A 16853-nucleotide genomic window follows, 5' to 3' on the forward strand; every position below is an offset into this window, starting at 1 on the left:
CCTTTTTCTTCATGACCGCACACAACCTCCTCGTCGAACTCTTTGTCGAAGAACTGCCGCCCAAGGCGCTGAAAAAGCTGGGCGAGGCCTTTGCCGGCCAGCTGTTTGAGCAGCTCCAGGCCCTGGGCCTGACGGCGGCCGATTCGCAGGTCACCCCCTACGCCAGCCCGCGCCGCCTGGCCGCGCACATCACGCACGTGGCGGCCAAGGCGGCCGACAAGCCGCTGCGCACCAAGCTCATGCCCGTCAGTGTGGGGCTGGATGCGAATGGCCAGCCCACGCCCGCGCTGCTGAAGAAACTGCAAGCCATCGGCGCAGGGCCCGAGGCCGTGACGCAGTTGCAGCGCGCCATGGACGGCAAGGCCGAAGCCCTGTTCTTCGACAGCGTGGCCACCGGCGCCACGCTGGACGTGGCCTTGCAAAAGGCGCTGCACGAGGCCATTGCCAAACTGCCCATCCCCAAGGTCATGACCTACCAGCTGCACAGCGGCACCGCCCTGCCCGGCTGGGACAGCGTGCAATTCGTGCGCCCCGCGCACGGTCTGGTGGCCCTGCACGGCAGCGCCGTCGTGCCCGTCACCGCGCTGGGCCTGGCCGCCGGCCGCGCCACCCACGGCCACCGCTTCGAGGCGCAGCAAGACCCCATCGAACTGCCCGACGCCGACAGCTACGCCCAAGCCTTGCGTTCCCAGGGCGCCGTCATCGCCAGCTTTGACGAGCGCCGCGCCGACATCGCCGCGCAGCTTGCGGCCGCCGCCCAGAAAGCAGGCGCGGGCCTAAAGCCCATCGACGACGAGGCCCTGCTCGACGAAGTGACCGCATTGGTCGAGCGCCCCCACGTGCTCACCTGCCAGTTTGAAAAAGAATTTCTGGACGTGCCGCAGGAATGCCTGATCCTGACCATGAAGGCCAACCAGAAATACTTTCCGCTGCTGGACGAGGGCGGGCGCCTGACGCACCAGTTCCTCGTGGTCAGCAACATCCGCCCCGAAGACGCCAGCGCCGTCACCGGCGGCAACGAGCGCGTGGTGCGCCCGCGCCTGGCCGATGCCAAATTCTTCTTCGACACCGACCGCAAAAAGACGCTGGAAAGCCGCGTCGAGGGCCTGGCCAAAGTCGTCTACCACAACAAATTGGGCACCCAGGGCGAGCGCGTGCAGCGCGTGCGCGCCATCGCCAAAACCTTGGGTGAACAACTGGGCCCGCATTTGGGCGGCCCCGCTCTGGCCGCCGCTGCCGACCAGGCCGCCATGCTGGCCAAGGCCGACCTGCTCACCGACATGGTGGGCGAATTCCCCGAGCTGCAAGGCATCATGGGCGGCTACTACGCCCGCCACGACGGCTTGAGCGAAGACATCGCCTTCGCCATTGAAGACCACTACAAACCCCGCTTCGCCGGCGACGAACTGCCGCGCGGCGACGTGGGCACCGTCGTCGCCCTGGCCGACAAGCTGGAAACCCTGGTCGGCATGTTCGGCATCGGCAACCTGCCCACCGGCGACAAAGACCCCTTTGCCCTGCGCCGCCACGCGCTGGGCGTGATCCGCATGCTGGTCGAAAAACGCCTGCCGCTGGACCTGCCCGCCACCGTGGCCAGCGCCGCCCAGGCCTTCGGCCCCCTGCTGCCCGATGCCGCCAAGAGCAACGAGCAGCTGCTGGCCTTCATCTACGAACGCATCGCCGGCTATTTGCGCGAGCTGGGCGCCAGCGTGCAAGAGGCCGATGCCGTCATCGCCGCGCGCCCCATGTGGGGCGAAATGCCCAAGGCCCTGGCGGCCGTGCGCGCCTTCGCCAGGCTGCCCGAGGCCCCCGCGCTGGCTGCGGCCAACAAGCGCATCGGCAACATCCTCAAGAAAGCCGAGGCCGAAGGCGCGGTGGACGCACACGTTAGCGACGTGCTGCTGCAAGAGCCTGCCGAGCAAGCCCTGTTCGCCGCCATGAACCAGGTGCTGCCCCAGGCCGACAGCCAGTTCCAGGCTGGCGACTACACCGCCAGCCTGCAAACCCTGGCCCAGCTGCGCGCGCCGGTGGACGCCTTCTTCGACGGCGTCATGGTCAACGCCGAGCAAATGGACCTGCGCCTGAACCGCCTGGGCCTGCTCAAGATGCTGCACCAGGCCATGAACCGCGTGGCCGATCTGGCGCGCCTGGCAGGCTAAGCGCTGCGCGCCGCCATGGGCGGCCAGCCGCAGCTTGCTATGATCGCGGGTTGCATTTTTTTTGCCCCTGGCCTGGATGAAGCCCACTCGCCCCGATCCTTCCCCCGCTGCGGCTGCTGCACCTGCTGCGGCGCACGATGACGGCCATGCGGCCAGCGCCGCGCAGGGCGCCTACCTGGGCCAGCGGCTTGGCGCAGGGGTCATTAGCATTCGTGGTGCGCGCACGCACAATCTGAAGAACATCGATCTGGACATTGCGCGCCATCAGCTGGTGGTGATCACCGGCATGTCCGGCTCGGGCAAGTCCTCGCTGGCCTTCGATACCTTGTATGCCGAAGGCCAGCGGCGCTATGTGGAGAGCCTCTCGGCCTATGCGCGCCAGTTCCTGGGCCGGCTGGACAAGCCGGACGTGGATTTGATCGAGGGCTTGTCGCCGGCCATCAGCATCGAGCAAAAGGCCACCAGCCACAACCCGCGCTCCACCGTCGGCACGGTCACCGAGATCAACGACTATCTGCGCCTGCTGTACGCCCGCGCGGGCACGCCGCATTGCCCGGAGCACGGCGTGGCGCTGGCTTCGCAGACCATCAGCCAGATGGTCGATGGCGTGCTGGCCCTGCCTGAGGGCACGCGGCTGATGATCCTGGCGCCGGTGGCGCGCAGCCGCAAGGGCGAGTTCAGCGATTTGTTCGAGGCCATGCAGGCGCGCGGCTATGTGCGCTTTCGCGTCGATGGGCAGGTCGTCACCGACGAGGAGCTGCCCGAGCTGAAGAAAAACGACCGCCACGACATCGACGTGGTGGTCGATCGCCTGAAGGTGCGCCCGGATATGCGCCAGCGCCTGGCCGAGAGCTTCGAGGCCGCGCTGGCCCTGGGTGGCGCCAACGCCAGCGGCCGCGTCATCGCGCTGGAGATGGACAGCGGCGCAGAGCACGGCTTCAGCGCCAAGTTTGCCTGCCCGCAGTGCGACTACACCCTGGCCGAGCTGGAGCCGAGGCTGTTTTCCTTCAACTCGCCCATGGGCGCCTGCCCGGCCTGCGATGGCCTGGGCCAGCAGGAGCTGTTCGACCCGGCGCGCATCGTCGCCTTCCCGACGCTGAGCCTGGGCGCGGGCGCCATCAAGGGCTGGGACAGGCGCAACGGCTACTACTTCGGCCTGCTCAAGAGCCTGGGCGCGCACTACGGCTTCGATGCCGACAACACGCCGTTCGAGCAGCTGCCACAGCGCCTGCGCGAGATCGTGCTGTACGGCTCGGGCCAGGAGGAGATCGAGTTCACCCACATCGCCGAGAGTGGCCCTGGCAAGGGCAAGCCGGTGCTGCGCCGCCACCCCTTCGAAGGCGTGCTGCGCAACATCGAGCGGCGCTGGCGCGAGACCGATTCGACCGTGGTGCGCGATGAGCTGGCCAAATACCGCACCACGCAGCTGTGCGCGCAATGCGGCGGCGCGCGGCTGCGGCGCGAGGCGCTGCACGTGATGCTGGGCGAGGGCGCGCAGGCGCGCCCCATCCACCACATCGGGCGCGACACCCTGGCCGATGCGCAGCAATGGTTTGAGCAATTGCAGCTGCAGGGCGCCAAGGCCGAGATTGCCGCCAAGGTGGTGCGCGAGATTGCGCTGCGGCTGCGCTTTCTCAACGACGTGGGCCTGAACTACCTGAGCCTGGAGCGCAGTGCCGACACGCTCAGCGGCGGCGAGGCCCAACGCATCCGCCTGGCCAGCCAGATCGGCTCGGGCCTGACGGGCGTGATGTATGTGCTCGACGAGCCCAGCATTGGCCTGCACCAGCGCGACAACGACCGGCTGATCGCCACGCTGCAGCACCTGCGCGACATCGGCAACAGCGTCATCGTGGTCGAGCACGACGAGGACATGATGCGCGCGGCCGATCAGATCATCGACCTGGGGCCGGGCGCCGGCGTGCACGGCGGCCAGGTCGTGGCCCAGGGCCGCTTCGAGGAGATCGCCGCACACCCCCACTCGCTGACTGGCCAATACCTCAGCGGGCGGCTGCGCATCGAAGTGCCGGCGCAGCGCACGCCACCCCGCCCCCTTGATGCAGCCACCCAGGCCGCGGCCGCCAGCGCCCCGGCGGGGGATGCGGCCCAGGGCTTCCCCCGCGCGCGGACGCGCCAGCAGGGCCAGGGCGATGCGCCGGCCCTGGCGGGCGCGCCCACTGGCGGCGATGGGGCCAACGCCAACGCAGCCACAAACGCCAACGCGAATGCCAGCGCCTGGCAGGCGCTGCGCATCGTCGGTGCGTGCGGCAACAACCTGCGCCAGGTCTCGGTGGATTTCCCCATCGGCCTGCTGACCTGCGTCACCGGCGTCTCCGGCTCGGGCAAGAGCACGCTGGTCAACGACACGCTGCACGCCGCCGTGGCCCAGCGCCTGCACCGGGCCCACACCGAACCGGCTGCGCACGAGGATCTGCTGGGCCTGGAGCTGCTGGACAAGGTCATCAACGTCGATCAGGCACCCATTGGCCGCACGCCGCGCAGCAACCCAGCCACCTACACCGGGCTGATGACGCCGGTGCGCGAGCTGTTGGCCGAGGTGCCCACCGCCAAGGAGCGCGGCTACGGCCCGGGGCGCTTTTCCTTCAACGTGGCCGGCGGGCGCTGCGAGGCCTGCCAGGGCGATGGCGTGGTGAAGGTGGAGATGCACTTCCTGCCCGACGTGTACGTGCCCTGCGACGTCTGCCACGGCCGGCGCTACAACCGCGAAACCCTGGAGGTGCTCTGGAAGGGCCGCAACATCGCCGACATCCTGGACATGACGGTCGAGGACGCGCTGGCCTTCTTCCAGGACGTGCCAGCCATCGCGCGCAAGCTGCAGACGCTGATGGACGTGGGCCTGTCCTACATCCGCCTGGGCCAGAGCGCCACCACGCTCTCGGGCGGCGAGGCCCAGCGCGTCAAGCTGGCGCTGGAGCTGTCCAAGCGCGACACCGGCCGCACGCTCTACATCCTGGACGAGCCCACCACCGGGCTGCACTTTGCCGACATCGCGCTGCTGGTCAAGGTGCTGCAGCAGCTGCGCGATGCGGGCAACACCATCGTGGTCATCGAGCACAACCTGGACGTCATCAAGACCGCCGACTGGATCATCGACATGGGCCCGGAGGGCGGCAAGGGCGGCGGCCAGGTCGTGGCCACCGGCACGCCCGAGCAAATCGCCGCCAACCCGGCCAGCCACACCGGGCGCTACCTGCAGCGCTATCTGCGTCCCGGCCCAGCATCCCCACACCGCACAGGCACCGCATGAACGCGCCACGCCACCCACCCGACAGCAGCAGCCACTTCGACGCCAGCGCGCGTGATTGGGATCAACGCCCCATGTCCCAGCAGCTGGCCACCGTCGCGCAGCGCCTGCTGCAGCAAGTGCCCTTTGCGCCGCACGAGCGGGTGCTGGACTTCGGCGCCGGCACCGGCCTGCTGGCCACGGCGATTGCGCCGCACGTGGCGCAGGTCACCGCCGTGGACCATTCGGCCAACATGCTGGCCGTGCTGCGTGAAAAAAATGTGAGCAACATCGACACCGTGCAGCAAGCCGGCCTGCAGGGCCGGCCGGCCGGCCACTACGACGCCATCGTCAGCTGCATGGCCTTGCACCACGTGCCCGACACCGCCGCGCTGCTGCAGGGCTGCGCCCAGGCGCTGCGGCCTGGCGGGCGCATCGCGCTGGTGGACCTGTACGCCGAGGACGGCAGCTTCCACGGCGACAACGCCGCCAAGGGCGTGCACCACCTGGGCTTCGATCCCCAGGCCCTGCAAGCCCTGACCCGGCAGGCCGGTTTCGAGCAGGTGCAGCTCGAAGAAATCCACCGCCTGACACACCGTAACGGGCGTGACTACCCGCTGTTTCTACTGACTGCCGGCCGCAGTTGAAACTGGCTACACTGCGCCAGACGCGCGCGGGCCCCAACGTCAGAACCTGTGCAAAGAAGAACCTGCCGCATGGCAGGCGTGCGGCCTGCGCACCGACCCACGCACGACGAGGAGGAAACACCGATGAAGCCCTTGCTGACCTCGCTGGCCTGCGCACTGGCCTTTGCCCTGCCTGGCGCCGCCGCGGCCAAGACCTTGAAAGTGGCCGTGGCCGCCGAGCCCTACCCGCCGATGTACTACCCCTCGCCCTCGGGCCAGTGGCAAGGCTTCGAGGTCGATCTGGCCCAGGCCGTGTGCAAGGCCGCCAAGCTCGATTGCGAGGTGACGGCCGTGGCCTGGGACGGGCTCATCCCCTCGCTCAACGGCGGCCACATCGACATGGTCATGGCCTCGATGTCCATCACCGAGGAGCGCCGCAAGCAGATCGACTTCTCCAACAAGTACTACGACGTGCCGCCGCTGATCGTCTCGGCCAAGGAGGTGCCGGTGGACAAGAGCCCGGCCAGCTTCAAAGGCAAGACCATTGGCGTGCAGGTGGCCACCATCCATGCCGCCTACGCGCAAAAGCACTTCGCACCCGCTGGCGCCACCGTCAAGGTCTATCAGAACCAGGACGAGGCCAACAGCGACCTGGTCTCCGGCCGCGTGGACGCCACCATGGCCGACACCGACGCCATGCAAACCTTCCTCAAGAGCGACGGCGGCAAGGCCTGCTGCGAGGCGCGCGGCAACCCCGCGCCCGACCCCGGCGTGCTCGGCCAGGGCGTGGGCATTGGCCTGCGCAAGGGCCAGGATGCGCTGCGCGAGCAGCTCAACGCCGCCATCCAGTCGCTGCGCGACAGCGGCGAATACCAGCGCATCGCCCAGAAATACTTCAGCTACGACGTCTACGGCCAGTAAGCCGCATTGAGCCCATGAGCCACCTGTAGCCACCTGGCGCACGGCGATGGATTTTCTCTCTGCGCTCCTGCCCGGCGTTGACTGGCAGCTGCTGGCCTATGCCCCGCCCGGCTGGGGCAAGGTGCTGCTGCAGGGCCTGCTCAATTCGCTCATCGTTGCCGGCGGCGGCTATGCGCTGGGCTTGCTGCTGGGCGTGGGCGGGGCCATGGCCAAGCTGCGCGGCGGGCCGCTGGCGCGCGATCTGGCTGAGGCGTACACCACCATCGTGCGCGGCATGCCCGAGCTGATCCTCATCCTGATCCTCTACTACCTGGGCACCGATCTGCTCAACCGCGCGCTGGCGCTGATGGGCATGGGGCGCGTGCAGGCCAGCGGCCTGGTCGCTGGCATTGCCGTCATTGCCATTGTGCAGGGCGCCTACGCCACCGAGGTCATCCGCGGCGCCATTCAGGCCATCGCGCCCGGCGAGCACGACGCCGCGCAGGCCTTTGGCATGAGTGCGCGCCAGGCGCTGTGGCGCATTACCTTGCCGGGCATGCTGCCCTTTGCCATCCCCGGCCTGGCCAATCTGTGGCTGATCGCCACCAAGGACACGGCCCTGCTGGCCGTGGCCGGCTTCACCGAGCTGACCCTGGCCACGCGCCAGGCCGCCGGCACGACCAAGGCCTACCTGCTGTTCTTCTGCGCCGCCGGGCTGCTCTACCTGGCCATCACCTTGCTGTCCAACCAGCTCTTTGCCGCGCTGGAGCGCCGCGCGCGCCGTGGCCAGCGCCCGGAGGCCGCACGTGGTTGAACACATGGCACACAGCGCCCAGCGCCAGGCCGCCGCCTTCTGGCAACCGCATCGGCGCGTGCTGGCCGCCCTGGCCTTGCTGGCGTTGGCGGCCATTGCCTGGCAAGGCCAATGGGCCTGGGTGCCGCAGTACGCCCGGGCGCTGCTGGCCGGCGTGGGCGTAAGCCTGGCCATGCTGGTCGGCAGCGTGGTGCTGGGCTTTGCCTTTGCACTGCCGCTGGGCATTGCCCAGGCGGCCGGCCCCTGGTGGCTGCGCCTGCCCGCGCGCAGCTTTTGCACCGTGATCCGCGGCACGCCGCTGCTGCTGCAGCTGTGGCTGGTTTATTACGGCCTGGGCTCGCTGTTTCCGCTCATCCCGGAAATCCGCAGCTCGGCGCTGTGGCCCTATCTGCGCCAGGCCTGGCCCTATGGGCTGTTTGCACTGACCGTCTCCTTCGCCGCCTACGTGGGTGAGGTCATGCGCGGCGCCTTTGTCGGCGTGCCCCGGGGCGAGCTGGAGGCCGGCTGGGCCTGCGGCATGACGCGCTGGCAGGTCTGGCGCCGCATCTGGCTGCCGCGCGCCATCCAGCGCAGCCTGCCCACGCTGGCCGGCGAGACCGTGCTGCAGCTCAAGTCCACCCCGCTGGTGGCCACCATCACCGTGGTCGATGCCTATGGCGTCATCAACATGGTGCGCCAGAACACGCTGCTGACCTACGAGCCGCTGCTGCTGCTGGCGGGCATCTACCTGCTGCTCACGCTGGTGCTGGTATTGCTGCTGAGGCGCCTGGAGCGCAGGCTGCAGCCCGTGGCCTGAGGCATCCCCAGAGCATCAAGAACACACCCACAGCGCACCCTCTGCCCCATGCGAGACCCCCGCTACGACATTCTTTTTGAACCTGTACGCATCGGCCCCGTCACCACCCGCAACCGCTTCTACCAGGTGCCCCATTGCAGCGGCATGGGGCACCGCTACCCTGCGGCCGAGCAACGCCTGCGCCAGATCAAGGCCGAGGGCGGCTGGGGCGTTGTGAGCACGCAGGAGACCGAGATCCACCCCTCCTCGGACATCTCCCCCTCCAACCAGCAGCGCCTGTGGGACGAGCGCGACATCGACCGCCTGCAGGCGCTGACCGAGGCCATCCACGTCCACGGCAGCCTGGCGGCCATCCAGTTGGCGCACAACGGCATCCACACCGCCAACCGCCTCAGCCGCATCGCCCCTTACGGCCCGGCCGACATGCTGGTGGACACCGAAGACCCGGTGCAGGCGCACGCCATGGACAAGAGCGACATCCGCGCCTTCCGCCAATGGCACCGCGACGCCGCGCTGCGCGCCAAGCGCGCCGGCTTCGACATCGTCTACGTCTATGCCGGGCACGACATGACGCTGCTGCAGCACTTCTTGCTCAAGCGCTACAACCAGCGCAGCGACGAATACGGCGGCAGTTTCGAAAATCGCCTGCGCCTGTTCCGCGAAGTGCTGGCCGACACCCGCGAGGCCGTGGGCGATGCCTGCGCCGTGGCCGTGCGCTTTGCCGTCGAGGAGCTGCTGGGCCAGGACGGCCTGACCCACGACGGTGAAGGCCGCGACGTCATCACCGCCCTGGCCGACGAGCCCGACCTGTGGGACGTGAACCTCTCCAACTGGGCCAACGACAGCCAGACCGCGCGCTTTGCGCAAGAAGGCTTTCAAGAGCCCTACACCGCCTTCGTCAAATCCCTCACGCGCAAGCCCGTGGTCGGCGTGGGCCGCTACACCTCGCCCGATGCCATGGTGCGCGCCATCCGCAGCGGCATCTTCGACCTGGTGGGCGCAGCCCGCCCCTCCATTGCCGACCCCTTCCTGCCGCAAAAAATCGAGCAAGGCCGCATCGACGAGATCCGCGAATGCATCGGCTGCAACATCTGCACTGCAGGTGACAACACCGTCGTGCCCATGCGCTGCACGCAAAACCCCACCATCGGCGAAGAAGCGCGCAAAGGCTGGCACCCGGAAATCATCGCCCCGCTGCCGCGCCCGGCCTCGGTGCTCATCGTCGGCGGCGGCCCGGCCGGCCTGGAAGCCGCGCGCGCCCTGGCCCAGCGCGGCGCCGAAGTCACCATCGCCGATGCCGCGCGGCAATGGGGCGGGCGCGTCAGCCTGGAGGCGCGCCTGCCGGGCCTGGCCACCTGGGCGCGCGTGCGCGACTGGCGCCTGGGCCAGCTGCGCCAGGCCAGCAACGTGCAGATGTACCTGGACAGCCCGCTGAGCGCGCAGGACGTGCTCGCCTTTGGCATGACCCACGTCGCCATCGCCACTGGCGCGCACTGGCGCTGCGACGGCGTGGGCCGCGTGCACCGACAGCCCCTGCCCTTTCTGGGCGGCGCCAACGCCGCGCGCGTGGTCGGCGTCGATGCCCTGCTCGAACAGGGCGCGGCCGCCGTGCATGCCGCCCTGGCCGCCAACCACGCCCAGGGCGCGCCAGCCCAAGGCCCCGTGGTCGTGTTCGACGACGACCGCTACTACATGGCCAGCGTGCTGGCCGAGCTGCTGGCGCGCGCCGGGCTGCAGGTGCACTTCGTCACCCCCGCGCCCATCGTCGCGCCCTGGAGCGAACACACGCTGGAGCAGCCGCGCATCCACCGCCGCCTGCTGGAGCTGGGCGTGCACATCACCTTGCTGCACCAGCTGGCCGGCTGGCAGGGCGATCGGCTCGAACTGGCCTGCGTCTACAGCGGCCGCCTGCAACCCATCGCCTGCGCCTGCCTGGTGCCCGTCACCGCCCGCCTGCCCAACCACGGCCTGTGGCAGGCCCTGCAAGCGGCCAGCCACAGCTGGGCCGAACACGGCATTGCCAGCGTCGAGCGCATCGGCGACTGCCTGGCCCCCGGCATCATCGCCGCCGCCAACTACGCCGGCCATGCCTATGCCCGCCAGCTTCTGCAAACGCCAGCGCCCGACTGCGAGGCTTACCGCTGAACCTGCTCACCCTCGTTGAACGGGCAGCGGGGCAGCGCCACAATCAATGGCCCGACAATCGATCCTTCTGTCTTTCCAACCCTTTCAACCCACCAGCACCATGACGAACCCAACCAATACCCCCCGCGTCGAGGCCGACACTGTGGTCACCATCCGCTACCGCATCGACGACGCCAAAGGCCGCCCCATGCAGACCAAGGCCGAGGAAGTCGCCTATCTGCACGGCGGCTACGACAATTTGCTGCCCAAGATCGAGGCCGCCCTGCAAGGCCAGAGCGTAGGCCATGCCACCACCATCGACCTGCCGCCTGACGACGGCTTTGGCCAGCGCGACGAAAGCCTGGTGCTCACCATCGACAAATCCGAGCTGCCGCCAGGCACCAAAGTCGGCGGCCAAGTCCAGCGCCCCGGCCCCGATGGCGCGCCACAGCTGCTGCGCGTGGCAAAGATCAAGGGCCAGCAGGTGCAGCTCGACGGCAACCACCCGCTGGCCGGCCAGCACGTGCGCTTCGTGGTGCGCATTCTGGCCATCCGCCCCGCCACGCCAGAGGAAATTCAGCACCGCCATGCACACGGCGCGCACGGCCATCAGCACTGAACTTCTCCAGGGCCTGCCAACGCAGGCATGAAAAAAACCCGCCGGCAAAATCCGGCGGGTTTTTTCATGTCTGGACGGAGCCGCGCCACCAAGGGCGCGGCCGCCGATCAGGCTTGCATCGCCATCACTGGCGCTGGCGGCGGCGCAGGCCAAACACACCCAGCAGTGCGCTCAGGCCCAGCAGCGACCAGAGGTTGAGTGCCGGCACAGGCACAGTCGAAGGCAACACAATGGCCTGCACATTCAAGCGCACCGAGGCGCGCACGCAGGGGGCGGTGCCGCCTGGGCCGGCGCACATCTGGTACTCGAAGTCCACCGTGCCTGTGAAGCCTTGCACCGGCGTGAAGGTGAAGGTGCCATCGTTGTTGAAGACCAGTGTGCCCTGGGTTGCAGGGTCAGGCACGGGCGTGCCGGGCACCAGCGAGAACACAGCGCCGGCCGGAACAACATCATTGCCTTTGACATCGCCCTGGATGGGCTGCCCCGGAGCCACCGTGAACTCGTCGGCCTGGGCGACAGGGGCGCTTGACACCTTGATGGTCACGGTCGTGTCTGCACTGCAATGCGTGCCCGCCTCGTTGCAGACCTTGTAGCTGAAGGTGGCATCACCGACGAAGTCCTGATCCGGCTTGAAGCTGAAAGTGCCATCCGGGTTGACGGTGGCCGTGCCGTTCGTGGCGCTGCCGGGCACCAGCGAGAACTTGGCGTTGTTCGGCTTATCGTCGTTGGCGCCCAGGTTGCGCGATGCATCGGCGGGCAGCTCGGCGTTCGGCGCCGTGCTGTAGCTGTCGGCAGTGGCCTTGGGATTGACCTTGATGGTCACCGTGGCCTGCGCACAGGGCGCTGTGCCGCCAGGGCCAGAGCACACTTCGTAGGTGAAGCTGGCATCGCCAGAGAAACCTGCCGCCGGCGTGAAGGTGTAGGTGCCATCGGCATTGACCGTGGCCGTGCCCTGCGCCGCATTCGGGGCGGTCTTGAGCTTGTAGGTCGCGCCAGCTGGCACTGTGTCGTTGTCCTTCAGGTTGCCGTTGGCTGGCTGACCCACCGTGGTTGTGGCACTGTCGTCCGCCACTTGTGGTGCTGTAGCGCCAACTTTCACCGTCACAGTCGTGTCTTCGCTGCAATGCGTGCCTGCCTCGTTGCAGACCTTGTAGCTGAAGGTGGCATCACCGACGAATCCCTGCGCAGGCGTAAAGCTGAATGTGCCATCCGGCTCGACCGTGGCCGTGCCATTCGTGGCGCTGCCGGACACCAACGAAAACTTGGCGTTGTTCGGCTTGTCGTCGTTGGCGCCCAGGTTGCGCGATGCATCGGCGGGCAGCGCGGTGTTCAGCGTCGTGCTGTAGCTGTCGGCTGTCGCCTTGGGATTGACCTTGACGTTCACTGTGGCCTCCGCACAGGGCGCTGTGCCGCCAGGGCCAGAGCACACTTCGTAGGTGAAGCTGGCATTGCCAGAGAAGCCTGCCGCCGGCGTGAAGGTGTAGGTGCCATCGGCATTGACCGTGGCTATGCCCTGCGCCGCGTGCGGGACAATCCTGAGCTTGTAGGTCGCGCCAGCTGGCACTGTGTCGTTGTCCTTCAGGTTGCCGTTGGCTGGCTGGCCCATTGTGGTTGTGGCTTCGTCCGGCTGTGCATTGGGGCCCACGATGACGGTAGCCAAGGCCGTCTTGCAGTTGGCCGGGTTGGTGGCTGGCTGGTTGCAGACCTGGTAGGTGAAGCTGGCTTCGCCAACAAAATCGGCCGCAGGCTCAAAGCGGAAGCTGCCATCGGCATTGACGGTGGCAGTGCCACCGGTTGCCTGGCCCTGCAGCGAGTACACGGCCCCAGGCATGATGCCCAAGTCGTTGGCGCCCAGGGCATTGGGGGCGTCGGCAGCCACGTTCAGGGCTTGCCCGTGGGGCGTGCTGTAGCTGTCGGGCGTTGCCTCCAGCTGCGCCTGGCGCACCGTCAGGTTGCGGATTTCATGGTGGTTGATGGCCCCGCCGGTGCTGGAGCTAAAGCCCATTTTGAAGGTGGCTGGCAAAGCAGCCATGCCATCGACGGGGTTGCCATTGGCTTGGGTCAGCGGCAACTGATCGACGATGGTCTGCCCTTCGAGGATGACCGTCAGCTTGACCTCTGGGGCTGGCGTGATGACGATGCGCACGTTTTTGGCGCCATCGCGGTTGCCCGTGAAGATCGTCGTATCGGGCGGCGGCATCGTCGGCATCTTGTTGTGCAGCAGCTTGAAGCCGGTGGTTTGGTCCTGCGCATCGCCAGGCGCAAAGCCCTTCAGGTGCCCGGAGCCGCGCACAGCAACCCGATGCTGCAGGCGCTCACATGCCGTCACATTCGGCCCCACCTCACAAACACCATATGTGGGATGGGAGAAGTTGCCGTATTCGTCAAAGCCAATGCCGACGTAACCGCTTTTGACCCCTGCCCCGTAATTTCCCCAGGAATAGCCCAGGCTGCCGCCGCGAGCGCCGACCACCGGGTCAGCCTCTGCGCCGTCGATCAGGTAGAAGGTGAAGCCGTCCCCGCCAACACCACTGTTCGTGCCCCAGGTGGCGTACTGGAAGCTCACATCCACGCCTTTGCTGGAGCTGAATGCTTGTTTGTACAACGCCGTTCCTGCTTGCGCCTGCGCCGCCTTGGTCAGGCGCAACCAGCCTTCGCCTGGCGCATCTATGCCGCCAGGTGCGGCCGTCAGCACGGCGGGGTCGGACGCATTGCCTCCAACAGGCCCCAGCAGGTTCCAGTCGGGCGCTGTTGCATTGCGAAAGGTTTCATCAATGCTCAGCGGCGGCGTTTGTGCCTGCACAGCGCCCGCCACGCCCAGCAAGGCCAGGGCAGCGCCCCAGTGCCAGTGCATGGGCCGCTGCCCTGTAGGTTCTGATGTTTCGGCAAAAGGCATGGCTGCTCTCCTCATAAAAATGCAAGTTGCAAACAGATGGCACTGCACGTTGTGCAGTGCCTTAGAGCCTGTTCAAAATCTCGGCGCGAGTGGGCAAAAAGCGGTTTGGGGTGGGCTGCAAGGCGCAAAACGCAGCCATAGCTGGGGCTATGGCGAGGCTTTGCGGGCGCAGCAGAGCTGCCCAAATCCGCTCTCTTGACCGCCGTGCAAAGATTTTGAACAGGCTCTTAGATACGTTCGGACACCGATTGTATTTCTAGAATCGCAATTCAGTTTGTTGTGCAAGTATTTGTTTTAGAAAGGCACGATTATTTTCGTGGTGCTGATGCAGGCTGATCAGCGCAGTTTGCGCAAGCGGCTGTAGAGCGTGGAGCGCGCAATGCCCAGCTGGCGCGCTGCAGCCGAGAGATTGCCTTGGCATTGGGCGATGACGCGCTGCATGGTCTGTATCTCCAGAGTTTGCAGATCGTCTGGCGGCGCAGCGGCCGGGCCGCCATGGGGTGCGCCGAGTATGGCCTGGCCCTGCGCGTCCGCACGAGCGGGCCAGGCTGACGCCAGCCCCGGCTCACAGCGCAAATCGGCGGCGTCGATCCAGCCGCTGCAGCCCTGCTGCGGGCTGCAAAGCAGCAGGTTTTCCACCGTGTTGCGCAGCTGGCGGATGTTGCCGGGCCAGCTCCAAGTCTGTAGCTGCTGCAGGGCCACAGGCGTGAACTGTGGCAGTGTGCGCCCAGTTTTTTCAGCGCAGCGCTGTGCGAAATGGGCTACCAACGCGGGGATGTCCTCGGCGCGTTCGCGCAAAGGCGGAATGCGCAGGCGCGTGACGGCAATGCGGTAGAACAGATCCTGGCGGAAGTGTCCAGCCTGGATTTGCGTCTCCAAGTCGCGGTTGGTCATGGCAATGAGTTGCACGTCCACGGCGCGGCCGCTGTGACTGCCAATGCGCCAAACCTGACGGTCTTCCAACACGCGCAGCAAGTAGGGCTGCAGGTTCAGTGGCATTTCGCCGATTTCGTCCAGGCACAGCGTGCCGCCATGGGCCGCTTCGAGTTTGCCAGCGCGGCCCGTGGGCGCAGCGCCGGTGAAGGCGCCGCGCTCGTAGCCAAAGATTTCGCTGCCGATCAGCTCCTGCGGCAAGCCGCCACAGTTGACGGGCACGAAGGGCGATTGCTCGCCCCGGCTGGCAGCGTGGATGGCCTGGGCGAACAGCTCTTTGCCGGCGCCTGTCTCGCCTTCGATCAGCACCGGCAGGCCGGCCTGGGCGATTTGCACGGCCTGCTCAATGGCGCGGCGCAGCGCTGCACTGTGGCCCACCAGGGCATCGAAGGCTGGCGGGCGCTGCCAGCTTGCTGGGGCGCAGCGCACAGCGGGGGCTGCGACGCTGGGCTGCAATGCAACAGCGCCGGCGGCGGACTCTGCCTCTGGCGCGGCAGCTTCCTGCAAGCCCGGCGGCTGAATGCGGCGCAGGCGCTGGGGCAGCGCAGCCCAGACGCCAATGGGCTCATGCCCGCTGTGCACGATGTGCCAATGCGCCTCGGGCCAGAGTGTGTGCAATGCCAACAGCCATTGCGCAGGCGGGGTACGCGCCAAAAGCGCCAGCCGCCCCTGGGCATCGGCGGCCAGCTGCGCTTGCATGGGCGTGTCGCGCAGTGCATGCGGCGCATTGCTGTGGATGAGCTGGCCCAGATGATCAAACGCGACGATGGTACGGCCCTGCCAATGCATCAGTTGATCAAGCAGGTGCTGCAGGATGCACTGGTGCTGCTCTTGGCGCAGCTGGCGCAATTGGCCATGGATTTGCTGCGCCAGCACGGTGGCATAAGCCAGGCTGTTCTCATTGGCGAAGCTGGCTGCGCTGGAGATATCGACCACGCCCAGCAAACGCCCGCCATCGGGGTCGCGCACTGGCGCTGCGGCGCAACTCCAAGGCTGCACGTGCTGGCAGAAGTGCTCAAAGGCATGGATGCGCACTGGCGCATTGACGGCCAGCGCCGTGCCGATGGCATTGGTGCCGATGTCGCGCTCACGCCAGCAGCCGCCTTGTTGCAGGCCGATCTCCTGCCCCTGCAGCAAGGTTCGGCTGTCACCGGTGGCGCGCAACACTGCCCCTTGCATGTCAGAGAGGATGAGCATGGACTGGCTGCTGGCCAGCCATTTCTGCGCTTGCTTGAGCACCGGGTCGGCCACGCGCAGCAGTTCCGCACTTTGCAATGAAAGCGCGCGCCTGGCCTGCAGATCCAGTACCTGGGTGCGGGCCGATTGCACTGGAGCCTGCTGTGCGCGCGAACGCTTCCACGACGCCAGCACCACGGGGCGCACTGCCGTGCTGATGGGGCCATCGCTCATGAAGTCTTCCCACGCCGAGCGCACGCTGGTCTGGGGGTTGTGCATAGGGTTCTCCCGCTCAGAACACGGCTTTGGCGCTGGAAGCTGAGCGCACAGGCCGCTGTAGCGGATGCATGGCCTGCGTGCGCCCTCACCGTGTCTGGCTTTTTTGGCGGCCTGCCGCGGCCGCCTTTGCCTCTCTTGGCCCATCAGTCTGCCCAGCGGGCTGCGCGCGGGCAATGGGGTTTTCACCTGTCGGCCGACGCCGGCCCGGCTGACGAAAGTGTTCGGAAACCGGACAGCTGTCTGGCGAAATCCGTACAGCAAGACATCCCCAGCCACGCCTCGGGCCA

At 67.4% G+C, this 16853-nt stretch carries 10 protein-coding genes; 8 read left to right on the forward strand and 2 right to left on the reverse strand.

What is annotated here, in order from left to right:
• Positions 1-11: 11 nt before the first annotated feature.
• The 8 genes from glyS to CK620_RS08760 all read left to right on the forward strand — a co-directional run bounded on the left by glyS (position 12) and on the right by CK620_RS08760 (position 11282).
• Positions 12-2159 carry a glycine--tRNA ligase subunit beta gene (glyS, locus tag CK620_RS08725; RefSeq protein WP_095549987.1) on the forward strand — a complete coding sequence of 716 codons (2148 nt, stop codon included), beginning with the start codon at positions 12-14 and terminating at the stop codon, positions 2157-2159.
• Between the two features lie 76 nt (positions 2160-2235).
• A complete protein-coding gene (gene uvrA / locus CK620_RS08730; RefSeq protein ID WP_095549988.1) occupies positions 2236-5427 on the forward strand; it encodes an excinuclease ABC subunit UvrA in 3192 nt (1063 codons plus the stop codon).
• A complete protein-coding gene (locus tag CK620_RS08735) occupies positions 5424-6050 on the forward strand; it encodes a class I SAM-dependent DNA methyltransferase (protein ID WP_095549989.1) in 627 nt (208 codons plus the stop codon). The genes uvrA and CK620_RS08735 overlap by 4 nt, the downstream gene beginning before the upstream one ends.
• A gap of 123 nt (positions 6051-6173) precedes the next feature.
• The gene (locus tag CK620_RS08740; RefSeq protein ID WP_095549990.1) at positions 6174-6950 is read left to right on the forward strand and encodes a transporter substrate-binding domain-containing protein; all 777 of its coding nucleotides are present in this window, start codon (positions 6174-6176) and stop codon (positions 6948-6950) included.
• Between the two features lie 46 nt (positions 6951-6996).
• Positions 6997-7743: an ABC transporter permease gene (locus tag CK620_RS08745; RefSeq protein ID WP_095549991.1), complete on the forward strand. Its 747-nt coding sequence runs from the start codon at positions 6997-6999 to the stop codon at positions 7741-7743.
• A gap of 4 nt (positions 7744-7747) precedes the next feature.
• Entirely contained in the window at positions 7748-8539 is a 792-nt protein-coding gene (locus CK620_RS08750; protein ID WP_095550116.1) for an ABC transporter permease, read from the forward strand.
• Positions 8540-8587: 48 nt separating this feature from the next.
• The gene (locus CK620_RS08755; protein WP_095549992.1) at positions 8588-10684 is read left to right on the forward strand and encodes an oxidoreductase; all 2097 of its coding nucleotides are present in this window, start codon (positions 8588-8590) and stop codon (positions 10682-10684) included.
• A 100-nt stretch (positions 10685-10784) separates the two neighbouring features.
• On the forward strand, positions 10785-11282 hold the full coding sequence (locus tag CK620_RS08760; protein ID WP_095542908.1) for an FKBP-type peptidyl-prolyl cis-trans isomerase: 498 nt from the start codon (positions 10785-10787) through the stop codon (positions 11280-11282).
• Between the two features lie 124 nt (positions 11283-11406).
• Here CK620_RS08760 and CK620_RS08765 read toward each other — a convergent pair whose 3' ends face one another.
• On the reverse strand, positions 11407-14178 hold the full coding sequence (locus CK620_RS08765; protein ID WP_179290607.1) for an IPTL-CTERM sorting domain-containing protein: 2772 nt from the start codon (positions 14176-14178) through the stop codon (positions 11407-11409).
• Positions 14179-14514: 336 nt separating this feature from the next.
• Entirely contained in the window at positions 14515-16566 is a 2052-nt protein-coding gene (locus CK620_RS08770) for a sigma-54-dependent Fis family transcriptional regulator (RefSeq protein WP_179290608.1), read from the reverse strand.
• Positions 16567-16853 lie beyond the last annotated feature (287 nt).

It is taken from the genome of Vandammella animalimorsus, assembly GCF_002285285.1.
Lineage (GTDB): Bacteria > Pseudomonadota > Gammaproteobacteria > Burkholderiales > Burkholderiaceae_C > Lampropedia > Lampropedia animalimorsus.

Bases quoted from the DNA above. Each gene is read 5' to 3' on its own strand.
- CK620_RS08750 (WP_095550116.1), top strand. From the start codon at position 7,748: ATGGCACACAGCGCCCAGCGCCAGGCCGCCGCCTTCTGGCAACCGCAT.
- CK620_RS08735 (WP_095549989.1), top strand. From the start codon at position 5,424: ATGAACGCGCCACGCCACCCACCCGACAGCAGCAGCCACTTCGACGCC.
- CK620_RS08770 (WP_179290608.1), bottom strand. From the start codon at position 16,566: ATGCACAACCCCCAGACCAGCGTGCGCTCGGCGTGGGAAGACTTCATG.
- CK620_RS08740 (WP_095549990.1), top strand. From the start codon at position 6,174: ATGAAGCCCTTGCTGACCTCGCTGGCCTGCGCACTGGCCTTTGCCCTG.
- CK620_RS08745 (WP_095549991.1), top strand. From the start codon at position 6,997: ATGGATTTTCTCTCTGCGCTCCTGCCCGGCGTTGACTGGCAGCTGCTG.
- CK620_RS08755 (WP_095549992.1), top strand. From the start codon at position 8,588: ATGCGAGACCCCCGCTACGACATTCTTTTTGAACCTGTACGCATCGGC.
- glyS (WP_095549987.1), top strand. From the start codon at position 12: ATGACCGCACACAACCTCCTCGTCGAACTCTTTGTCGAAGAACTGCCG.
- CK620_RS08760 (WP_095542908.1), top strand. From the start codon at position 10,785: ATGACGAACCCAACCAATACCCCCCGCGTCGAGGCCGACACTGTGGTC.
- uvrA (WP_095549988.1), top strand. From the start codon at position 2,236: ATGAAGCCCACTCGCCCCGATCCTTCCCCCGCTGCGGCTGCTGCACCT.
- CK620_RS08765 (WP_179290607.1), bottom strand. From the start codon at position 14,178: ATGCCTTTTGCCGAAACATCAGAACCTACAGGGCAGCGGCCCATGCAC.